Here is a 20594-nt window from a genome sequence, read left to right on the forward strand (position 1 = left end):
GAGTCGTTCTCGGAACTGGTCGCCGTTCTCGACGAGCTACGTCGCGCGCATGACCTCGCGCGTATCTTGTGCACGCTCGATGACGTCGACCAGTGTCTCTACACCAGCATGCACGCCGCCGAGGACGACCGGATCCGGTTCGAGGACGACGGGGACGACGCGGATGATCGGTCGCGAGGCATCGCATCGACAACGCGCGCACCGCCCACATCGCCGTGGCAATCGAGGATCGCGCACACCACATTCCGTGGAATGCGCTGGGCGGAACGCGCATCGGGGGTGCGAGGGAGGTAGCGGCGCTGGTCGAAGTGAATCGATACCCGGACCGTGCACTCGATGACGTGGTGCTGGTCCAGCGCGTTCCGGTAGCCGAGGACGACCTCGCGATCGCGGGGATTCCGAACGGCTACTTCACCGGCGACTGGGACGTGTTCCAGAACCACGCGGTCGTGCGGCGGATGGCGACGCACGGCTACCGCCACATCGGGATCGGTGCGGCACTGCTCGCCTTCGACCGTCCGACCGCACCGACCACGCACCAGGCGCGTGCCGTCGTCACCGATCTCGTTCACCTCTACGGAGCCGCGGATGCCACTGGATGGCCGGAACTCGCCACCCATCTCGGAGCAGCGTGTGCTCGTCATCGGCTACACGGAATGCTTCGCCGATGCGCTCGGCTAGCCGCGAATCACTCGACCGGACTTCCCCATCCGAGCTCGGCGCGAGGGTGAACCGGTCAGGGCCGGAGCACGAAGCGGCCGCGTACCCCGCCCTTCGCCACCGCTCGATGGGCGTCGGCGACCTGGTCCAGCGGTAGGACCGCGTGCACTCGGGCGGGCAGTTCGCCGGACGCGGTGCGGCCGAGCAGCTCGGCCAGTCGCGGGCCGTCCGGGTGGACGGCTACGGCGTGCACGGTGATCCCGCGCTCGGCGGCGGGTCCGGCGTTCGGCCGGACGCCGACGAACGTCCCGCCGTCGCGGACCAGCGCGAGACCCCGCTCCTGGAGCGCGGCTCCGTCGGCGACCGCGTCCCAGCCCGGCTCGGGGTGCGTGGTGAAACCGGCGCCGAGACCGCGGACGAACTGCTCGTCTTCGGCCCTGGCCAGACCGGTCACCTGCCAGCCGCGGCCGGGTGCGAGCGCGGCGACGTATCCGCCGACCGCGCCGGCTACCCCGGTTACCAGCAATCGGTTGCCGTCACGGGGGGCGTCGCCGAGCAAGTCGAGGATCTGAGCCGCGGTCAGGCCATTGAGCGGCACCGTCGACGCCGGAATCAGATCCAGGCCGTCGGGCACGACGGCGAGATCGGCGGCCGCCACCACGAGTTGCTCGGCGTACGTGCCGAAATCACGGTCGAAGCCGGCAACCAGCCCGGCCACCCGGACGCCGACCTGCACGTCGACGCCGGGACCTGCGGCGACGACGGTGCCGGCGAAGTCCCAGCCCAAGCCCGTCCGCTCGGGCTGATCGATCAAACCCATGCCGTGGAAGACGCCGTCGGCGACCGCGAGGTCGACGGGATTGACCGGCGCGGCGGCGATCTCGACTCGGACCTCGCCCGGTCCGGGCTCGGCGAGGGGAACCTCGACGATCTCGATCGAGCCGGGACCGCCCGGGGTGCGGACGACGGCGGCGCGGAAGGTGGACTGGCTCATGGTTCGGTCTCCTCGTGGCTGGTGTTCGTTCGTTATCCCTGATCACTATCAGCGGGTAACTCTCCAGCGGGAAGTACGCACCTCGAAGTGCGTTGGTCACTGCCGGGGGAGCGGCGCTCCCGCGCGGACGGTGCACGCTGACGGCGAGGAGTGCGACAAGCCGGGTCGACCGACCGCAAGGTTGTCGTGGCGAGGCGAGAGGTTCCAGCACTGCGGCCCCGGTGCAGGGCCGGAGCCGCAGTGACTGTGAAACGTTCCCCGACCGTGAAGTCGAGGTTCGCCCGACGTTACTCTCGCTCCCCCGGAGTGAGGTTCAAGAAAGACCTGGTGTCGCGATTCGAAATCGCAACTCGGGGTTGCGTTGACGGCTGATTTCGACGTGATGGCGCTGGTCGGCGCTGCGCCGAGAGGCGTCGGTCCGCTTGATCTGTTCCGGTGCAGGGTGATTGAACGCGCGAGAAAAGTCGTGATCCTGATCTGTGCTCGGACGGTGCAATTGATCTTCGCTGGGGCCTGCCGCGGCCAACCGGTTGCATCCTGAGATCGGTCTGGGTAGGTTCCTAACTGATTGCACATTGCAACCAGAAAGGGTTCCGATGCCACAGTTGGTCCGCGTCCAGAACTTCACTGTGTCCAGCGATGGATACGGCTCCGGGGAGGAGCAAAGCCTCGACCGCCCGTTCGGCCACGCCGATCCGAGTGCGCTGTTCTTCTGGGCGGGGGCCACCGCGCACTGGCCCAACCGGACCGAACCCGGGGGCACCTACGGCCTCGACGACTACTGCACTCGCGACTTCACCAACAACATCGGCGCCGAGATCATGGGCCGGAACAAATTCGGCCCGCAGCGTGGACCGTGGGAGAACTACGACTGGCAGGGATGGTGGGGAGACGAACCGCCGTTCCATACCCCGGTGTTCGTCCTCACCCATTACGAGCGGCCCTCGATCACGGTGGGAGACACCACGTTCCACTTCGTCAACGCGTCCGCGAAGGACGCGCTGGCGCAGGCGTTCGAGGCCGCCGAGGGCAAGGACGTGCGGATCGGCGGCGGTGTCGCCACGGTCCGGGAGTTCCTCGCCGCCGATCTGATCGACACGCTGCACATCGCCGTCGCGCCGGCCGAGATCGGTCGCGGGGAAAGGTTGTGGACGAGTCCCGACGAACTCGTGGACCGTTTCCATCTCGAGCGGATTCCGAGCCCGAGCGGGGTGGTGCACCACTTCTTCTGGCGGAAGTGAACTTTCCGAATCCACTGTCGGGCAGACGCATCGAGAACGCTCGGATCGCCGGTGCTCGTGCGGTGTCGTGGATGTCGGGCGACCGCGTCGCCCCGATCTCGGCGGCATTGCTCGGCTAGTATGAGAATCGCATTCTCGGAGGTGGTTCGGTGATCGGCTTCTTCCACCGTCACAGGGACGGCGTGGTCGCCGAACCGATCGCACGAAGCGTGTGGAACAGCGATCATCTGGGCGGCCCGCCGGTGTCCGGCCTGCTGGCGCGGGAACTGGATACCTGCTGTCCGGACGGATTCGTGCCCGCCCGGTTGACCGTGGATCTGTTCCGGCCGGTACTCGACCGGCCGATCACGATCCGCAGCGAGACGGTGCGCCGGGGCAGGCGGATCACGGTGGCCGATGCGGCGATCGTGCAGAACGATCAGGTGCGCGCCCGGGCCACCGCGCTGTTCCTGAGCCCCGGCGCCGTACCGCCGGGACAGTTGTGGAGCGCGGGAGACGAGCTACCGGCGCCGCCGGAGGGAGCCGTGCAGGTCGGTGACATGCCACTGTTCCGCAGCGGCTCCGGCGGCTGGAATCGCGATGGCGCCGACCATCAGAACGACGACCGCAAGATCTGCTGGGTGGCGGTCGTACTGTCGCTGGTGGCCGGAGAGCCGTTGACCCCGCTCCAGCACGCCGCCATGGTCGCCGACTTCACCAACCAGGTGTGCCACTGGGGTTCGCGCGGCGTCGGCTACATCAACGCCGACGTGACGATGACCCTGTCGCGCCCGCCCGTCGACTGCGAACTCGGCCTGCGCGCCGCGGACGCGGTGCCTGCCGAGGGCATATCGATCGGCACCGCGACCCTCTACGACCGCGTCGGAGCATTGGGCACCTGCGTCGTCACCGCGCTGTCCAACGGCGATCATCCGGTCGATCTGACAGTCACCACACGTTGACCGAACCAGATCTGCGGCCGAGGTGTGCTTCTGATTCCAGCTATCTCCGGCCTGGTGGGCCGGCGACGGCTCGGTACCAACAGCTTGTCGTGAACCCTCGCCGGTAGAACAGTGCGGAAACCGCGCGGCGCAGCCCTGGCGTTCGGTCCGGCTGCCGGTGTTCAACTGATTGCCGCCCATTGATGGGCACTGCCTCGATGGACTGCGGCGTAGACGCGGTCGCGCAGCAGGTTGGCCTCGTGGTCGGTGAGGGTTCGATCCAGGTGTCGCAGGACCACCGCGAGCAGCACGTTCTCTTGGTCGGGGCGGGCTCCGAGCCGCTGGAGGGCTTGCGTGGGGAGTTGCGAGCACGGTGTCCGGGTCAGGATCTCGACCGTTTCCACGCAGTCGGCCTCCTTCCCGAGGGCTTCGCGTACCCGGTCGCCGAGATCTTCGGCCCGGTCGTCGTGGTCGACGGCCACCGATAGGTCGCGGCGGATGGCGGGCATGGCCGACACGGGCCGGTAGGGGGTGAGATCGGTGAGCTGGGCAGCCGCGGGAGGGTTGTCGGAGCGCAGCACGCGGATGTCGGTGATGCCCTTGATCAGCATCAGCATTCGATCCAACCCCATGCCGAGCGCGAGTCCGCTGTACGAGCGGTCCATCCCTGCCTGCCCCAGGACGCGGGGATCGGTCAGGCCGCACTCGGCCACCTCGATCCACTCGCCGTCGCGGGCGACGTCCACCTGACGGCCGAGCACCGTGTAGGAGTGCACGCGGTCCTCGTACCGGTGCCGTGCGCCGGGCAGTAGCGCGTCGACGAGGACGGTGATCATGTCGTCCAGGTCGGCGATGCCCATAGGGGCCCGGCGGCGACTGACGCGCCATAGGTCGAGCTGGTGGGGCGTGCCGGTGTGCAGACGATCGATGCTGTCGCGGCGGTACACGATTCCGGGACAGACCAGCAGAACGTCGTCGACCGGGGCGGCGGCCAGTGCCCGCAGCGCACCGGGAATCAACGCGGTCGAGTGGCTGCGCAGCATGCGCTCGTCGTCGACATAGCGGGTATAGCGAGCGTCACGGGTGACATCGTCGCCGCGATAGCCGAGGTTGTCGTAGTTGTCCGCGACGGTGACGATGCGTTCACCGCGCCACCAGCGGACCTCACATCCCCAGCGCCGCGCCAACGCCTCGACGGCGCGGTCGATGACGAGTTGGACAGCGTGTGGACCGGCCGTGGGATCGGTGAGATCGCGGATGGACAGATCCCGGGCGAGTTGGTCGACGGAAAGATGAGCAGGCAAGACAGGCTCCTAGCCGAGAACAGCGGGGGTGACGGAAACCCCCGAGCCCTCTGGGATACCGCTGTCCGGAATCAGCCGACTCAGCCCAGTGAACGTGGCGAAACTCGACCCCGGCAGCACCCTTGAAGGGCTCGGGGGCCGATAAATCGATGCGTACGCAGTACGACGGCCACACTACAGACGATAGCAAGCACCTCGAACGTGATCCACGACTTCGACTGCGCCGAATCCGGCACGCAACCCCAGTGAGCGAACAGCTGGTCTCTCGAATGAATTCGACTGCGACAGGCGAAACCTCGCGCTAGCATCGCGAAATGCGAACGAAATCCGGCGTCTTGTCGGTGGCGGCCCTTGCCTGCGTCGCTGCCGCTGCTGCCGGGTGCGAGTCCGCCCCGCCCGACGACGAGATGTACTTCAAGACTTTCACCGACGGTCACGGCCGGGCCTGTACCGTCGTCTACACCGTGCAAGCCCGCCACGGCGGCAGCAACGACGCCGAAGCCCGCGACATCGACGTGACGCAGGTCGACTGCGAGTACCCGCCGGCCGGTCGGCAGGCCGGATCCGACAAGACATCGAAATTGGATGCCGAACCGGGCAAATGATCGGCATGGGGCTGGAGCCGCTGTCACCAGCCGCTATCCCGCGCCGGAGCGGCCTGATCAGCCGACAGGTCCGCAGCTTTACCCGGTAGTCGCGCGTCCGCGCGCTGGGAAGGTGCTCGAGGAGCTTCCCGACGGCACCGCGGCTGTGCGCACCTGCGGCTCCGGTGCGCCGTCGACCCTCGCGGCGATCGAGGTGCGGAGGTAGTCGAGAAATCCGCGCAGGATCTCGGTCTCGCTGCTTCCGGTCTGGGGCGGCGGGGTGTCGCGGCGGGTGGTTGCGGGCACGGTGGTCTCCTTCTCGATCGGGACGGGGCCTGCCGCCGGGTCAGGCGGTGCGGCGAATGAGCAGGACGGGGTCGATGACCTCGGCGGTTCGGTCCGTAGGCGCCCAGTCTCGCCGGGCGCGCCGCGATCTGGCACGCGATCTTGCCGTTCTGGCAAGGTGGCCTCGTGGACCGCGAAACTTCCTCGGTCATCGCACGACGGCAGGCTGTGATCTCGACCTGAAGCTCATCGCCTCGGTCCGCGAGTTCGGGGTCGCGTGGACAGTATCCGCACCGGTTGGTCGTTGAGATCGCCCCAAGGAGAGGGGTACGCGTAGACCACTCGGCTCCGATATCCGGCAACGCCGCAAGCCATCACACCGGGGCTTGGATGGGAGCGTCCGGCGAGGTGTGCGGCGGCTCAGTTCCTGAGGCGGGCATCAACGCTGTTGCGTCGCAGTAAATCTCGTGCGGCGCGGGCGGTGGTGAACTACGGTGTGGAGCGAACAAAAAGGGCGGGGATATGCAACTGTAATCCGGGCGTTTTCGAGCCGTCCAAGGGCTCGGCTGGGTTTTCGTTGTCGTGGCCGCGCTGGTGATCCTCATGCAGTGGATGGCTGTCGTCCTGCGGTGGATCGGTTACCGGACGGTGGTGGCGCGGGTCGACGGCGCGATCGGCCAGGCCGAATATCAGTCGGCGCGCGACACCTGGGCCCCGATCGAGGCGGCGCTGTGGCTGTTCTCCTTCCCGGCGATGCTGGTGGCCTGGGCGCTCCTGATCGCCTGGCTGTGGCGGGCCCGCGCGAACGCCGACGCGTTCTCCGCGCGGACCCACCGGCTGGCCCGGCCGTGGGCGATCTGGTCCTGGGTGGTGCCTGTCGTATCGCTGTGGTTCCCGGCGATGTTCCTCGGTGACGTGGACCGGTCTTCGGCGGTGCGGAGCCGGAACCGAGCCTTGATTGCCTGACGGCCACGGTGTTTCGGATCGGCCGGGCGCAGTCCGCCTGGGCGCCGCGCTGACCTGATCGCCGGTTCGAGGCCCCGGCACCACCTTTGGCCCCTGAGGGACGACCGGTACCGGCGGGCGTTGTTTCAGACGGTGAGGCAGGAACTGCCGGTGTCGACACCGTTGGCGTTGACGTCGACGGGGATGTATTCGGTGCTGGTGTACTGGCCGGGTTTGAACTGCTGGGCGATCAGGTTCTGCCGGCCACGGTATTTGGGGGTCCAAGTGATGGTCGCCGTACCGGATTCGGGGTGATAAACGGTGGCTCCGGGGAGACGCTCGCCGTTGCCGGGGACCGAGCCGCCCGCGATGAGGAAGGTGACCTCGCCTTCTTCGGGAGCGGGGGTGTCGACGGTGGCGGTCACAGTGTAAGAGCAGCCGACCGCAAGTCCTTCAGGGCCGACGGTGACGCTCACTCCGGTGATCGCGGCGGCAGCTTCGGGAGCCGCCAGAACACAGGTCAGTGCGGTTGTGGCGAGAACCGAGGCGGAAAGGCTCAGTCGTCGAGTGCGAGTGCGCATATTCGGTGACTCTTTCGCTAGGTGGACCAACGTATGCAGTATGTCTGTGCCGACTGTGTGAAAGGCCGGGATCAGGCGGGCTCGGCAGGTTCGAGCCGTTCGGACGGGGGAGCCGAGGTCCCGTTCCGGTCGGCACGCGGACCAGCGGCCCGCTGCTGGGTCCGACGATCCTGAGCATGGCGTTGCGCTTGTGACGGTTGGCCAGAGGCAGAGACGGGTGCGATGACCCACCAGGCGATCGCGATCCATACCGAAGACAGCAGGACCGAGCCGATGACGTCGGTGGGGTGGTGGGCACCGGCATAGATTCGCTGCACGCCCACCAGCGCGGGAACCAGGATCGCCGCGGCGGCGAGAAGCCGGTACCGGCCTCGTCCGGTGGCCCACAGGAGTACAGCGGTGCCCCCGTACAGCGTCAGCGAAGCAGCGACGTGCCCGGAAGGGAAGCTGGCGGTGGGTGGAAGGTGGGGGTCGAGATGTGGGACCGAAGGGCGGTCGCGGTCGACGATCGCGGCGGTGGTGAGAAACAGCGTGATCTCACCCAGCAGGGCGATACCGAGGAACAACATCGGTCGCCAGCTGCGGAAGAGGCCCACCGCCAGAGCGGCGACGATCAGGGCGCCGATGATGACCGCTGCGGTATTGCCGAGTTCGCCGAACCCCTTCAGGACGGAGGTGAGCATCGGGTCGCGGTGCTCGGCGAGCGCTGCCACGATGCTGTGATCCCATCGCAGGACGGGCGATTCGGTCTCCGTGGCACGCACCAGCGTGCCGATTCCGAGAAGTCCTCCGAGGAGCAGCACCCACGCGACCGCGAGTTCGCCGATTCCTCGCCATGGGTGGGGCAGGGTGGGCTCGTGCCGGACCGGGACCGGCCGCAGATCGTCTTCGTCGGCCTGCGGTACGTCACCGGGTAACGGGCCCGCGTTGCCGACTCCGGCGTCGCCACGCCATCGGTGGAACGCGACGGTGGCCAGCACGAGCCACAGCGACCCGAGTAGCCAGCCCGCGAGGACGTCGGTGAGGTAGTGCACCCCGAGGGCTATCCGGGTGAGGCCGACGGCGATCACGATCAAGACCGCGAACCCGGTCAGCGCGCGGCGTGCGCCCGCTCGCAGGATGGGTGCGAAAACCAGCACGACAACGCCGTAGCACACCAGTGAGCCCATCGCGTGTCCGCTGGGGAAGCTCCACCCGCCCGCGCTGTGGACGGGAGTCGCCACCACCGGACGTAGCCGTCCGACCAGCTCTTTGACGACCGGGTTGAGGATCAGTCCACCCACGCCGGTGAGCGCCACGTAGACGGCGAGTTGGGGTAGCCGGCGCAGCAGCAGCCAGAGCGCGCCGACAGCGAGCACCAGGATCAGCGTGCCGGTTCCGCCGAGATCGGCTATTCCGGTGAGAACCTTCCGCAAAAGCGCGTTCTCCGCCACCACCGGGACCAGGCTGTCGGTGACCGCCTGATCCGCGGCCTGTATCGGACCCCACCGCGCCCGGACCAGTGCTGTGAGCACACCGAACCCGATTCCGACGGCCGCGACGCCCAGCAACGCCGCGGCACTACGGGCAGCGAATCGTTCGGCGGCCGCGGCCTCACTCCGATCGGCGGCCCCGCCAGGACGGTCAGCGCCCGTCGTGGCGAGCCCGTCGTGCCGGTCGACGGACAATGCGACACCTCCTGCGGTCGTGCGACATCCCGCCGTGCGGCGAAGACCCCGACAGGCCGACGAACAACCTCGGGTCCGGATGTCGTTCGTTGTCCACGGGTTCCCGTAACGAGCCGTCGCAATCAAACCCGGAAGTCACGATCGACTGCTGCCGGTGCTCGGGCATCGCCGAAGGCCACAGCCGATCCTGGGATCGAAAGCGGCCTTCGCCGCGCGGTTTTCACCGAGCGGACCACCTCGAAGACCGTGCGGTCCTCGCGTCGCGACGCTTACGCGGCCGCCGGTGCGTCTCCGGGTCCGCCGGGTAGCTCCTGCTGAAGGGTCAGGTGCGCCGGGCATCGATGGACCGGACCGGGCGAGATGAACGCGGGGTCCAGTCGTTGTGCGAAGCTGAGGTTGTCACGGCGCCAGCAATCGGTGCACACCAGCTTGTCCATGTGGTCCTCCTCAGGTCTCACGGTGCGAGGCCTCGAGGCTTGAATTCCCTTTGCCGGGCGCGTTCGAACACCGGTATCTGTCCGTTTTCTAAAGCCGCCGGATTGTTACCGTGTGGCGGGGTGGCGGGGTGGCGGGTAGACCATGCCGACCGAAATGCCCTCGCGGCTGAGCTGAGCCAAAATCGGAGTGCTATCTCTGTCGAGCAGCGTCGGTTGCCGGCTCCCGGATTCGCGCCGGTTCGTGCCAGGATGATTCGATGGACATCGACGCGAGCATCGGCGACCCGGAGGAGTTGGATCTGAGCATCCGCCCCGACGGCGCTCCGGACAACCCGCTGCTGGTGATCCCCTTCGATGCTTGGGAGAGTGCGCCTGCGTGGCGAGTCGAGCGGCTGGCGGCGGGGCTGGCGGAATCGATGCGCCTGACCGTAGGGGTGGTCCGGGGGCCGGTGACCGCGCGCCTGGCGACGTTGGCGGAGGCGGCCACATTGACTCTGGTCGAGTCGGACAGTGCAAACCGGCACGCGGTCCGATGCGCCGATATCGACGCGGCTGTGCGCCGCCTTCGCGAAGCGGTCGGGCGCAGCCCGCGTGCGAGTGTGGCGCTCGGGCGCCTGCTGCGCCAGACGGCCGTTCTCGACACCGTGTCCGGGCTGGCGGCCGAGGCCGCGGTGTATTCGATGTTGCTGAACGGCAGTGAGTTCCGGCGTTGGCTCGCGGACCGGGGTGCGCCGCGGACGGTGCCGTCGGCCGATCTGTCGTCGGATTCGACTTCCGCCGTGTATCTCTCGCGGTTCACCACCGGAAACGCCGGTTGGGTGACGACGATCAGCCCGTGCAGCAGGGCTGGGTCGGGGATGACGGCACCGTGTTCGATCCGGTCGCCCGGGAGCGTGCCGGTCTCGGCGAGGACCGCCAGCGTGAGCAGCAGCGATGTCCGTGTCACGCAGTGCACGGCGACGGGCAGGTCGCGCCGCCGCAGGGCGCGGACGCGGGAGAGCAGTTCGTCGTAGGACGGGAGATCGTGGTCGTGCAGGAGGAGTTTGCGTTCGCCCAGGAGAGTGACCCGCTGGGGCAGGTGTGCGGGTGTCTCGGTCAGTCCGGGTGTCGCGTCGGTGACTCCGGTGATGCCGTAGGCCGTCAGCTCGCGGCCGAGTGCGGGCAGGTCGCCGAGCGCGGGCCAGGTGCCGCGCAGGAGTTCGTCGAGTCTCCAGAGCCGCCCGGTCGGCGCCCCGGTGTGATCGCGTTCGACACCGGGCAGGTGCGGGAGCGGCTCCAACTCGGCGAGGGCGGGTGTGTTGAGCATCCACAGCGCGCCGGAGCGGTGCTGCACCCTTACCGGGCGGTCGGGCACGATCCGGTCCAGCACATGACGATCGACCGAGTCGCCGAACCCGACCGCTCGGATGCGGGCGGCGCCGGAGCGGGCCAGCGCGTCCAGACCCGTGGCGCAGTCGACCGATGCCCGGGCGGCGGCCGCGCCGTGCAGGTGCAGGTGCAGGTGATGGTCGTGTAGTCCCGGCACGAGCGCCGCGCCGCGGCCGTCCATTTCGGTCTCTCCGCGCGGTCGCAGGGCGGTGCCCACTTCGGCGATCGAGCCGCCGAGGAGACGGACGTCGACAGTCGTTGCGGCATAGGGTATTTCGACGTTGCGGATCAGCCAGCTCACAGTAGCGACTCCAGCCGATGTGCGCCGAGTGCCGGTGCGGTTCCGGTGGCGGTCCTGCGGGTGGGCTCGAGGATGGGGAAGACGCCCGCGTCGCAGTCCAGCCACCACTGCTCGCCTCGGTGGTGAACGGAGTGCGGCGCAGGCGGTCCGGCCGCGGCCGCGGCGGCCACGTCGTGCATGGAGATGTCGATCAGCCTGGCACGGGAGTTCAGGAGTGCCTCGGCGGCTTCGGCGGCGGCCATCACCCCGGTGAGCGGGTCGGCGATGGCATCCCCGCAGGGCACCGGGATGTCGTCGTCGATGGCGCTCAGGCCCGCGCCCGCGGCGATGTCGTCGCCGAAACCCACCCGGTCCGACTGCCGGCCCCGGGCGGTGATCGACAGCCACGACACCCCGGCGTCGACCAGTGTCTCGGCGTCGAGGCCGAGGCGGCGCAGCGCACGAGGGCGGGAGGCCTCCACGACGAGGTCAGCGCTCGTCACCAGCCGGGTGAGCAGCGCTCGGTCCGGCGCGCTGCCGAAATCCAGCGCGACACTGCGCTGACCGCTGTGCAGCGCGTCGTAGAACTCGGCGGGCCCGCGCCGGGCTCCGTCGGGGCGGGCGATGCTCTCGACTTTGATCACCTCGGCGCCGGTCCGGGTGAGCAGGTGCCCGCACAGCGGGCCCGCCCACAGGGCGCTGAAATCGATGATGCGGGGGTGAACGCCGACCCGTGTGCGGCGGCCGCCGATCGTGTGAACGACCGGTTCGCGCTGGTGATCCGGACCCGCGTGCGGCAGTCCGCCTCCCGGCAGTCCGAGCAGGGCGATGCGCTCGTCGGCTTCCCGGACGGTGACCGCGCGGGCCCAGTTCTCGACCATGGCCCACGGATCACCGGAAGCGGTCGCTTCGACCAGGGCGGGGACCAGAGCGATGTCGTCCGGCCGAGCCAACGAGAGTCCCACGAAACCGTCCTGAGCGCGGACGGCGCGGTAGGCGCCACCGCACGACCAAGGCGCGTTGCGGGTGAATCCGGCGACGGCGGCCCGCTCTGCCAGCAGGCGCGCATCCGGAAGGCCCGGCGATTCGCCGGTGCGCTGCGCCGCCGCCGCGACGACCCGGGCGATCGCCTCCTCGACGACGAGCGCGGGCCGGCCCGGAGATGCCAGTGGGGGGCCGTCGGGGCGGCCGGTCAGCGCCATCGCGCCCGACCGTGCCCATGCGAGAAGAGCCTGTGCTGTCATCGCCCTTCCCTTTCCCCGGACCGCGACAAGCACGCTGCCGACCTGCGCGTCAGCTCCACCATCGGAATCCTGGCACGGAATTCGTGCCTGGTCGGCGGTACCACAAGAAGTCGACGCCGAAACAGTTGTCGGCCGCGACCCCGTGGCCGATGCAGCTGTTGTGTTTACCGTAAACGACACCGCTTCCAGGACGGCGCGTGGCGCTCCGAGTTATAGCACGTGCCGACCGGCAAACTCGCCGACTTCTTCGGCCTGCGTCGGCGCGGGCTGATCGAGGTCGGCATGGTCGCCGATATCGCCGTCTTCGAGCCTCTGCTCCGCCAACTGCATGAGCAGGTCGCGGAAGCGTCACCTCCGACTCCGCGGTGCTGGGTGGGCGATGCGCCGCGTGGCCGGAGGCATGGATCGTGTAGGTCGTACTGTGGCGCACGATCGAAGCTTTATCTGAGGTGCCGCTGACGTCCGCCGCGTTGGTTCAGGCGACGGCGGACGTGAGAACTCGGCAGAATCACTGCTGGTCCCGGCGGCTCCGGCCTGCACGTGTGGTCACGGAGTCGTGGTCGGCGCTGTATTGCTCGCGCCAACGCTCGACGAGGGGAACCAGTTCGTTGGTCATATAGGTGTAGAAGTCCTGCATTTCGTGCAGGCGCGTCGCGGTGGCGGTGTCCGGCGCGGCGGCATCGATGCCTTCTTGGGCGGCGTCGCGCATGGTGGCCAGCATCGTGTTCTGTTGCGACATCAACGCTGCCCAGGCTCCGGCGCGGAAGCGGTAGTGGTCACGGCGGCTGCCGGGGGCAGGTACCCGTTCGATCAGACCGACCGGAATGAGTTGTTTGATCGCGGTGGAGACGGCGCCGGAGCTGATCGACAGCTCGGCGCACAGATCCGCGGCGGTCATCGTGTCCTGTTCGGTGTAGAGCAGCGCGGTCATCACCCGCGCGGTGGTGCGTTGCATCCCTCCGCCATCGGACAGCATCAAGGCCAGCTTCTCGGCGGCGGTCCGCAATCGCTCGTTGGTTCCCACAACTGGAGCTTAGCAAGCTCGAACAGTTCTGAATATTTACAGATCTCTGAAAGTTCGTTACCTTCTGAGGCATGTTGAATGTGATCGAGCTGCAAGGGCTCGGCAAGACCTACGGCTCGCGGCGTGGGTTGGTGGAGCTGTCCCTGGAAGTCCGCCGCGGTGAGGTCTTCGGCTATCTCGGCCCGAATGGAGCAGGCAAGTCGACGACCATCCGGCTGATGTTGGATCTGATCCGGCCGACCGCGGGCAGCGCTCGGGTACTCGGTCTCGACCCGCGTCGCGATGCGGTGCGACTGCATACGAAGATCGGTTATCTGGCAGGCGATTTCGTTGTGCCGGGACGGCGGCAGGTCGGTGCGACGTTGCGGTTCCTGGCCGCGCTGCGTGGCGAGGTCCCGCCGCAGCGAATCGACGCGCTGTGTGAACGCCTGGAACTGGATCAGGACGCGCGAGTGAGCAGTCTCTCCAAGGGGAACCGGCAAAAGCTCGGCCTGGTCCAGGCCTTCATGCACACTCCGCAGCTGCTGATCCTGGACGAGCCCACCTCCGGTCTGGATCCGATCGGGCAGCAGATCTTCCTGGAGATGGTCGCCGAAGCCGCCGGCAACGGGCAGACGGTGTTCATGTCCAGCCACATCATGAGCGAGGTGGAGGCGGTCGCCGACCGGGTCGGCATCATTCGCGAGGGTCGGTTGGTCGCGCTGAACACCGTGTCCGGGCTGCGCGCGAACGCCGTGCGCGATGTGGAGGTCACCTTCGCCGAGCCGGTGACTGTCGCGGAGTTCGCCGCCCTGCCCGCTGTGCGCGACGTCCAGGTCGACGGAGCCGTCCTGCGCTGCCAGATCACCGGCAGCCCGGACGAACTGCTGCGGGCCATCGTCACCCATCGCGTGACGGGGCTGCTGGTCACCGAACCCGCTCTCGAGGACCTGTTCCACGGCTACTACACCGGAGAATCCGATGCTGCCTGACATCTACGCCCAAACCCTCGTCGACAACCGTCGCTCGCTGATCGCCTGGTCGGTCGGCACGGCGGCCGTGGGCGTGATGTACGCCGGGTTCTATCCGCAAGTGTCCGCAGGCGGCATGGCCGACGCGGTGAGCAACTACCCGGAGGCGATGCGTGAGGCCTTGCGGTTGAACGATATGACCTCCGCCGCGGGCTATCTCGGCTCCAGCGTCTTCGGTCTGCTGCTGCCGTTGCTGGCGATGTTCTTCGGAGTGACTTTCGGTGCCCGTGCTATCGCGGGCGATGAGGAATCCGGATATCTGGATCTGCTGCTGGCGTATCCGGTCAGCCGCACCGGACTGGCGCTGCAACGATTCGCTGCCCTCGCCACCGGCGCCGGCGCGATCGGGGCAGTAGTACTGCTGGGCATGGTGGCGATCCGCTCGTCCGCCGATCTCGATTCGATCAGTGTCGGCGAGTTCGCGGCTCAGAGTCTGCACCTGACCCTGCTGGCGATCGTCTTCGGTGCTCTGGCCATCGGCGTCGGCGCTGTCACCGGAAGGCGCGGTCCGGTTCTGGCCGGGACCGCGGGAATCGGAGTGCTCGCCTACGCCGCCAACAGTCTCGCCGGTGTCATCGGCGCCGACTGGCTGAAGTATCTGTCGCCGTTTCACTACTACATCGGCGGCGAACCGCTGCGCAACGGGATGCAATGGACCGACGCCGCAGTCCTGATCGTGATCTCGGTGGTCCTGATCGGGTCCGGACTTGTTCGCTTCAACCAGCGGGACCTCACCAACTGACCACGCGGTGAGGCGCCACCCCACGCGGCGCCTCACCGCGCGATGACGACCCCGCGCCGCCGGAACAGGCGGACCGGACCGGGGCGGCACGGTCGCGTGCCAGGTTGCTGTCAGGTCATGTCGGCGAACCGCTCGACGTCTTCGATACGGCCGGACACGATCAACTGGTCGGCCTCGTCGACGACGGTCTCGGGGGTGGCGTAGGTGAATTCGCCGTCGCGGTGTTTGATCGCGACAACGGTGATATCGAAATGCCGGCGTAACCCGCTGGCGGTGAGCGTTCTCCCGATTGCCGCTTGCGGGGCGCTGGTTTTGGCCATGGCGTAGTCGGTGTCGAACTCGATGTAGTCGATCATCCGGCCGGTAACCAGATGCGCGACCCGCTCGCCCATGTCGTGTTCGGGAAGCACGACATGGTGCGCGCCGACTCGTTGGAGGATTTGACCGTGACGGCGGCTGGTGGCCTTGGCCCAGATCCTCGGGATGGCGAAATCCGACAGCAGCGAAGTGGTGAGGATGCTCGCTTCCATATTGCTGCCGATTCCGACCACCGCGTGGGGGAACTCGGGCACACCCAGTTGCTCGAGTGCATCCATATCCGTGGTGTCCGCGACGGCGACATGGGTCAGCTCGTCGGAGTACTGCTGCACCAGGTGCGGATCGGAGTCGATGGCCAGCACCTCCGACCCGTGCGTAACCAGTTCCCGGGCCAATGCGCCACCGAAGCGGCCGAGCCCGATCACCACTACTCGCGTGCTCTGCTTGCGTGATGTTCTACCCGACAATGGGTCGCTCCTCTGGTAGTTCGTAGCGGCGGCCGCGTTCGCGCAGGGCCAGCGCGGTGGCCAGAGTGATCGGTCCGAGGCGTCCGATGAACATGAGCACGGTCAAGACGATAAGCCCCGGATCAGGGATACCGGCGGTGATACCGGTGGACAGCCCCACCGTGGCGAACGCCGACACGACTTCGAAGAGCACGACGTCCAGATCCATGCCGGTGATCGACAGCAGCGTGACCGTCCCGAAGACCACGGCGCCGACACTCAGCAGCGCCACCGTCACCGCCTGCCGCTGCACCGGCGCCGCCAACCGCCGCCCCAGCACGTGCACGGTCGGTTCTCCCCGCACCTCGGCCATGATGACGAACGCGAGCAGCGCGAAGGTGGTGACCTTGATTCCGCCCGCGGTGCCCGCGCTGCCGCCGCCGATGAACATGAGGATGTCGTTGATCAGCAGCGTGGAGGAGTTCATCGCGCCGACGTCGAGTGAGTTGAAACCGGCTGTGCGCGGCGACAGCCCGTGGAAGCCGCCGACGAGTAGTTTGTGTGCGGTGTTGAATGGGCCCAGTGTGGCCGGGTTGGTCCATTCGAACGCGATGATCGCCGGAATCCCCACGGCTGCGAGCAGGAAGTAGGTGATCAGCGTGATCTTCGTGTGGACCGACCAACGGTGCGGCGGCGAACCGGCGGGCATACGCCGCCGTAGGGATCTGCGCACCTCGAAGACCACCGGAAAACCCAGTCCGCCGATGATGAACGCGACGGTGATCGGGACGATGATCCATGGGTCGGTCGCGAATCCGATCAGACTGTCTTCATAGAGTGCGAACCCGGCGTTGTTGTAGGCCGAGATCGCGTGGAACACGCCGAGATAAACACCGCGCCAGCCGGTCTCGTCGTAACCGGTCATGAACCGGATGGTGAGCACCACCGCGACGAGAGCCTCGACCAGCAGACTCATCCGGATCACGCCGACGACCACCTGTCTGCTCTCTCCCAGCCGCAATGTTTTGGTTTCCGACTGGGCGATCAGCTGCATGCGCAGCCCCATCCGCCGTGCCACCAGCAATCCGAGCAGTGACGCGAGGGTCATGATCCCTAGCCCACCGATCTGGATCAGCCCGAGAATGAGCAACTCACCGAACGTCGACCAATGGCTTTCGGTATCCACCACCACCAGACCCGTGACACACACCGCCGACACGGCCGTGAACAAGGCCGTGACCACTCCCGTCGAGGTCCGCGACTCCGTAGCGACCGGCAGCATCAGCAGCGCGGTGCCGATCACCGCGACGGCACCGAAACCGAACACCACCAACCGGGCAGGGTGCCTCGAACTCGGCGACAGACGCCTGACTCCGGCGGCGACCCTCCACCACAAGGGGTGCCATCCGTCCGAACGGTGCGCGGTCTCGCGTGGGCTGTTCACTGATGTCCTAGGGTTCTGGGCGGTTTGTCGGCGATATCCGACCTTCTCGGGCGACGTGCCCGGAAGGTCGACCGTATCGCCGATCCGGAGTCCGGTGCGGGTGCACGCGGCCGGGCGGACTCGGGTTCGTCCTCGCGACACGAGCCGGGTCGATCATTCGGGGCCGCGATCGAAGCGGCTCCAGCGCGTCTCCCACAGGTGGTGCTGATATCGGGTCACGAAACAATGAGTGGTCATCGTGAGAAGCGGCGCGGTCGCCCAGAACTGGATCAGGACAACGGTGGCGGCGCCGATACCGACCATGACGGCGCGCGCGGGTTTGGCCGGCTCGTGGGGCTGTCGGATCAGGTCAGGAATCGGGTCGTGTGCGCGATCGCCTCGACAGGATGTTGTGCGCGGATGGCCTCGCCGATCGGGTCGAAACGCCACATTCCACCGTCCCGAGACACTTTGCCCATCACCAGGCCGGTGTGGGATGTGTCCGCGCTGAGGTCGTGGTGGGCGATTTCGGCGCCGGAGACGGTGTCGACGACGCGGCAGAACGCGTTCTCGATCTGGTCGAAGGTTTGGCCGGTGTAGGAGGTGACGAGGAAAACGACGGTGGTGATCTGCGGCGGTATGCGGGTCAGGTCGACGGTGATCACCTCGTTGTCGCCTTTACCTTCCCCGGTGGTGCTGTCTCCGAAGTGTCGGACCGAGCCGTCTCGCGAGCTGAGCTGCTCGTGGTAGACGACATCGGTGATGTGGTCCTCGGCGAACAACAATGCCGCCACATTCAGATCGATGTCTTTCGCGGCGGCGCCCGACCAGCTGCGCCGTACCGGATCCCATCCCAGCGCCACGCGAAGGTGCTCGAGCCGCGTCGTGTTGTGATCACTCGATGTCATGGATTTGTTCCTTCGGATCTGGCGGGACGGGCGTCGAGTACGGTCAGCAGAGGTCTGTGCGCGGCAGACGGTAGGAAACGAAAAACGTTGGAGCCGTTGGGATCGCGCCGCTGAGGCGTGGAGGGCAGCGGGAGCGGCATGTGCAGGTGGGCGACTGCGATTCGCCGGGCGGTGGCGGGCCGCTTCCCGAACCAGATCGGCATCCGGTCTGTGATGCACGACGCAGCGGGCACCGGTGTCGGTGGGGTCGAGGTTCGACCGCAATCGCGGCCCCGAAGCTGCGACCGTCACCGGAGCGAGGGTGCGAGGGCTCGGCGATGCTGTGTGTGAGGTGACGAGCGGAGGGCTTCCTGTTCTCACGGTCACCGACGGCACCGGTGGTACGGCAGTTCGGTGTCAGCACGGTGCGCTCCTGCTCGTCTAATGGCCCGACCCGCGGTCAGGGTCGGGTTGCCGACCAGACTTCCCGGCGCACCACTGGTAAAGATGCCGTAAACCCGCTTCCGAGGCAAACGGCATCCCGTCGGCGCGGGCTGCGTTGCGGTGTCGTCGCGCCGGTGACCAGCCGCGTTGGCGGGTGAGGATCGGTCGGTGCCGGCGGTACCCCAGCAAGATCGTGGGCATCGCAGGTTTTCCTTGCCCGTGAAAAGAGAATTGTCATGTCATGGCCAGCTCTTGTTCACCACCGAACCAACCCTCCGCCGGCGGACACCTGGCCGCCTGGATCTCCGGCCGGCGCGCGGCGGCGTCGGTGAAGACCGCCGGCGCGGGTCGAGAGATTCGTATCCGCAGCGTTACCCTCATGTCCGCCGTGTTGGACCTGGAGTTCGCCGTGACCAACGGGCGTGATGGATTCGTGCGGAAACTGCTCGGCGGCTCACCCAGTGAGGTGCCCGACCGCTATGACTTCGCCTCACCCATCGCTCACCTACCGACCGGTCTGCGCGTCACCGCCGTGCACGGCGACACCGACCGCGTGGTAGCCCTCGAACAGAGCCGCCGCTACGTCAGCGCGGCGACTCGCACCGGCAATGCCGCCGACCCTGCGTGTGCTGCCCGGCACCGGCCACACCGAGTTCACCGACGCCACCTCACCGGCCTGGGCCACCGCCCGAACCACGATCCTCGACCACGTCGAGTACCAACACTGAGCCGAACCGGTCCGAGCCGAACACGATCGCGCTGACACGTCACTGAACGTCGAGCCGGCGGCCGGCTGGTGGCGCGGTTCGGTGGTTGCCGCGTGATCGATGCGACTGGGTCGGTTTGCGTGTCCGGGTGTCTATACGGCATCTTTACAGGCGGAGCGCCGGGAAGTCTGGTCGGCAAACCCGGCCCGAGTGCGGGTTCGGGCCGACCAGTGATGGGCGCACCATGATGCTGCAGCGAGCGAGAGCCATACGACGCGGGACCCCGGGTCCGAGGACGTTGTGTGGTGTGTCTGATTCCGGTCCACCGGTGAACGCTGCCCACGCGTGCATTACCTGTGGTCCTGCGTGCGCTGCTGTAGGACCCCGCCGCGGTATGGGACTACGGCCGGTCGCCGAGTGGCGCGGACGTGCCGCCGCGGCGATTCAGGAGAGGCGGAATTCGAAGTGACTACCCCCGAGTCCCGACTACGGTTGTTTTCGCGCGGTTCCTGGCCTGAGACGCGGCGAGTCGCGGCGATCTTGCGGACCGAGACCGCTGGGGGCGTCCTGCTGATCGCGGCTGCGGCCATCGGCTTGGTCTGGGCCAATACGCCATGGGCGGACGCGTACGAGAGGCTGCGCGACTTTCGACTCGGTCCCGAGAGCTTGCATTTGCATCTTCCGTTGGAGGCGTGGGCGGCCGACGGGTTGCTGGCGGTGTTCTTCTTTGTGGTCGGACTGGAGCTGAAACGCGAGTTCGTGGCCGGTGATCTGCGGGATCCGCGCCGCGCCGCACTTCCAGTCGTGGCAGCCGTCGGCGGAATGGTCGGCCCCGCCCTGATCTACATCGCGTTCAACGTCGGCAACGACGGCGCGGTGAACGGGTGGGCGATTCCCACCGCTACCGATATCGCATTCGCCCTCGCGGTCCTCGCGGTCGTCAGCTCGCATCTACCGACGGCGTTACGGACCTTCCTGCTCACCCTCGCGGTGGTCGATGATCTGCTCGCGGTGACCGTGATCGCGATCTTCTACACCGATGAACTGCACCTGCCCTACCTCGGGCTCGCGGCCATCCCACTG

The 20594-nt window shown here is 67.6% G+C and carries 19 protein-coding genes and 1 pseudogene; 9 read left to right on the forward strand and 11 right to left on the reverse strand.

Annotation, left to right across the window (positions count from 1 at the left end; translation table 11 throughout):
• Positions 1 to 215: 215 nt before the first annotated feature.
• Complete coding sequence (locus tag ON27_RS36600; RefSeq protein WP_051047430.1) at positions 216 to 731, forward strand: hypothetical protein; 516 nt, start codon at positions 216 to 218, stop codon at positions 729 to 731.
• Between the two features lie 5 nt (positions 732 to 736).
• Here ON27_RS36600 and ON27_RS36605 read toward each other — a convergent pair whose 3' ends face one another.
• The gene (locus ON27_RS36605; protein WP_043738183.1) at positions 737 to 1654 is read right to left on the reverse strand and encodes an NADP-dependent oxidoreductase; all 918 of its coding nucleotides are present in this window, start codon (positions 1652 to 1654) and stop codon (positions 737 to 739) included.
• A gap of 596 nt (positions 1655 to 2250) precedes the next feature.
• Here ON27_RS36605 and ON27_RS36610 point away from each other — a divergent pair.
• A complete protein-coding gene (locus ON27_RS36610; RefSeq protein WP_043738185.1) occupies positions 2251 to 2895 on the forward strand; it encodes a dihydrofolate reductase family protein in 645 nt (214 codons plus the stop codon).
• 149 nt (positions 2896 to 3044) lie between these two features.
• Positions 3045 to 3836 carry a thioesterase family protein gene (locus tag ON27_RS36615; protein WP_043738187.1) on the forward strand — a complete coding sequence of 264 codons (792 nt, stop codon included), beginning with the start codon at positions 3045 to 3047 and terminating at the stop codon, positions 3834 to 3836.
• 161 nt (positions 3837 to 3997) lie between these two features.
• On the opposite strand, the gene srmL is transcribed toward ON27_RS36615, so the two are convergent.
• A complete protein-coding gene (srmL, locus tag ON27_RS36620) occupies positions 3998 to 5119 on the reverse strand; it encodes a PheS-related mystery ligase SrmL (RefSeq protein WP_043738189.1) in 1122 nt (373 codons plus the stop codon).
• A gap of 314 nt (positions 5120 to 5433) precedes the next feature.
• Here srmL and ON27_RS42585 point away from each other — a divergent pair, with 314 nt between their 5' ends.
• Positions 5434 to 5724, forward strand: coding sequence for a hypothetical protein (locus ON27_RS42585; RefSeq protein ID WP_063711446.1), 291 nt, complete (start codon positions 5434 to 5436; stop codon positions 5722 to 5724).
• 78 nt (positions 5725 to 5802) lie between these two features.
• On the opposite strand, the gene ON27_RS36630 is transcribed toward ON27_RS42585, so the two are convergent.
• Entirely contained in the window at positions 5803 to 6009 is a 207-nt protein-coding gene (locus tag ON27_RS36630; RefSeq protein ID WP_043738191.1) for a DinB family protein, read from the reverse strand.
• A 561-nt stretch (positions 6010 to 6570) separates the two neighbouring features.
• Between ON27_RS36630 and ON27_RS40560 the strand changes: the two genes are divergently transcribed.
• Complete coding sequence (locus tag ON27_RS40560; protein WP_051047431.1) at positions 6571 to 6954, forward strand: DUF4328 domain-containing protein; 384 nt, start codon at positions 6571 to 6573, stop codon at positions 6952 to 6954.
• A 125-nt stretch (positions 6955 to 7079) separates the two neighbouring features.
• Here ON27_RS40560 and ON27_RS36640 read toward each other — a convergent pair whose 3' ends face one another.
• From ON27_RS36640 to ON27_RS36660, 5 genes are all read right to left on the reverse strand, one after another.
• A complete protein-coding gene (locus ON27_RS36640; RefSeq protein WP_043738193.1) occupies positions 7080 to 7514 on the reverse strand; it encodes a hypothetical protein in 435 nt (144 codons plus the stop codon).
• Between the two features lie 71 nt (positions 7515 to 7585).
• Positions 7586 to 9181, reverse strand: coding sequence for a phosphatase PAP2 family protein (locus tag ON27_RS36645; RefSeq protein ID WP_051047432.1), 1596 nt, complete (start codon positions 9179 to 9181; stop codon positions 7586 to 7588).
• A 627-nt stretch (positions 9182 to 9808) separates the two neighbouring features.
• Positions 9809 to 11287, reverse strand: a complete 1479-nt coding sequence (locus tag ON27_RS40565) for an amidohydrolase family protein (protein ID WP_051047433.1) — start codon at positions 11285 to 11287, stop codon at positions 9809 to 9811.
• The gene (locus ON27_RS36655; RefSeq protein WP_043738195.1) at positions 11284 to 12510 is read right to left on the reverse strand and encodes a CoA transferase; all 1227 of its coding nucleotides are present in this window, start codon (positions 12508 to 12510) and stop codon (positions 11284 to 11286) included. Before ON27_RS36655 ends, ON27_RS40565 begins: the two co-directional genes overlap by 4 nt.
• Before the next feature lie 508 nt (positions 12511 to 13018).
• Positions 13019 to 13486 carry a GbsR/MarR family transcriptional regulator gene (locus ON27_RS36660; RefSeq protein WP_051047437.1) on the reverse strand — a complete coding sequence of 156 codons (468 nt, stop codon included), beginning with the start codon at positions 13484 to 13486 and terminating at the stop codon, positions 13019 to 13021.
• A 119-nt stretch (positions 13487 to 13605) separates the two neighbouring features.
• On the opposite strand from ON27_RS36660, the gene ON27_RS36665 reads away from it, so the two are divergent.
• Both ON27_RS36665 and ON27_RS36670 read left to right on the forward strand, forming a co-directional pair.
• Positions 13606 to 14505, forward strand: a complete 900-nt coding sequence (locus tag ON27_RS36665) for an ABC transporter ATP-binding protein (protein ID WP_043738198.1) — start codon at positions 13606 to 13608, stop codon at positions 14503 to 14505.
• Complete coding sequence (locus tag ON27_RS36670) at positions 14495 to 15286, forward strand: efflux permease Rv1217c-related protein (protein ID WP_043738200.1); 792 nt, start codon at positions 14495 to 14497, stop codon at positions 15284 to 15286. Before ON27_RS36665 ends, ON27_RS36670 begins: the two co-directional genes overlap by 11 nt.
• A 110-nt stretch (positions 15287 to 15396) precedes the next feature.
• Here the strand turns inward: ON27_RS36670 and ON27_RS36675 are convergent, their stop codons facing one another.
• The 3 genes from ON27_RS36675 to ON27_RS36685 all read right to left on the reverse strand — a co-directional run bounded on the left by ON27_RS36675 (position 15397) and on the right by ON27_RS36685 (position 18381).
• Positions 15397 to 16071, reverse strand: a complete 675-nt coding sequence (locus ON27_RS36675) for a potassium channel family protein (RefSeq protein WP_245560536.1) — start codon at positions 16069 to 16071, stop codon at positions 15397 to 15399.
• Positions 16061 to 17413, reverse strand: coding sequence for a TrkH family potassium uptake protein (locus ON27_RS36680; protein ID WP_043738236.1), 1353 nt, complete (start codon positions 17411 to 17413; stop codon positions 16061 to 16063). Before ON27_RS36680 ends, ON27_RS36675 begins: the two co-directional genes overlap by 11 nt.
• 425 nt (positions 17414 to 17838) lie before the next feature.
• Complete coding sequence (locus ON27_RS36685; RefSeq protein WP_043738204.1) at positions 17839 to 18381, reverse strand: TerD family protein; 543 nt, start codon at positions 18379 to 18381, stop codon at positions 17839 to 17841.
• A 664-nt stretch (positions 18382 to 19045) separates the two neighbouring features.
• Here ON27_RS36685 and ON27_RS45705 point away from each other — a divergent pair.
• Both ON27_RS45705 and ON27_RS36690 read left to right on the forward strand, forming a co-directional pair.
• Positions 19046 to 19324, forward strand: a pseudogene (locus ON27_RS45705) (hypothetical protein); the annotation flags it as partial.
• A 652-nt stretch (positions 19325 to 19976) separates the two neighbouring features.
• Positions 19977 to 20594, forward strand: a 618-nt coding sequence (locus tag ON27_RS36690) for a Na+/H+ antiporter NhaA (protein WP_043738238.1), incomplete at its 3' end; no start/stop codon positions are given.

It is taken from the genome of Nocardia asiatica NBRC 100129, from assembly GCF_000308415.1.
Lineage (GTDB): Bacteria > Actinomycetota > Actinomycetes > Mycobacteriales > Mycobacteriaceae > Nocardia > Nocardia asiatica.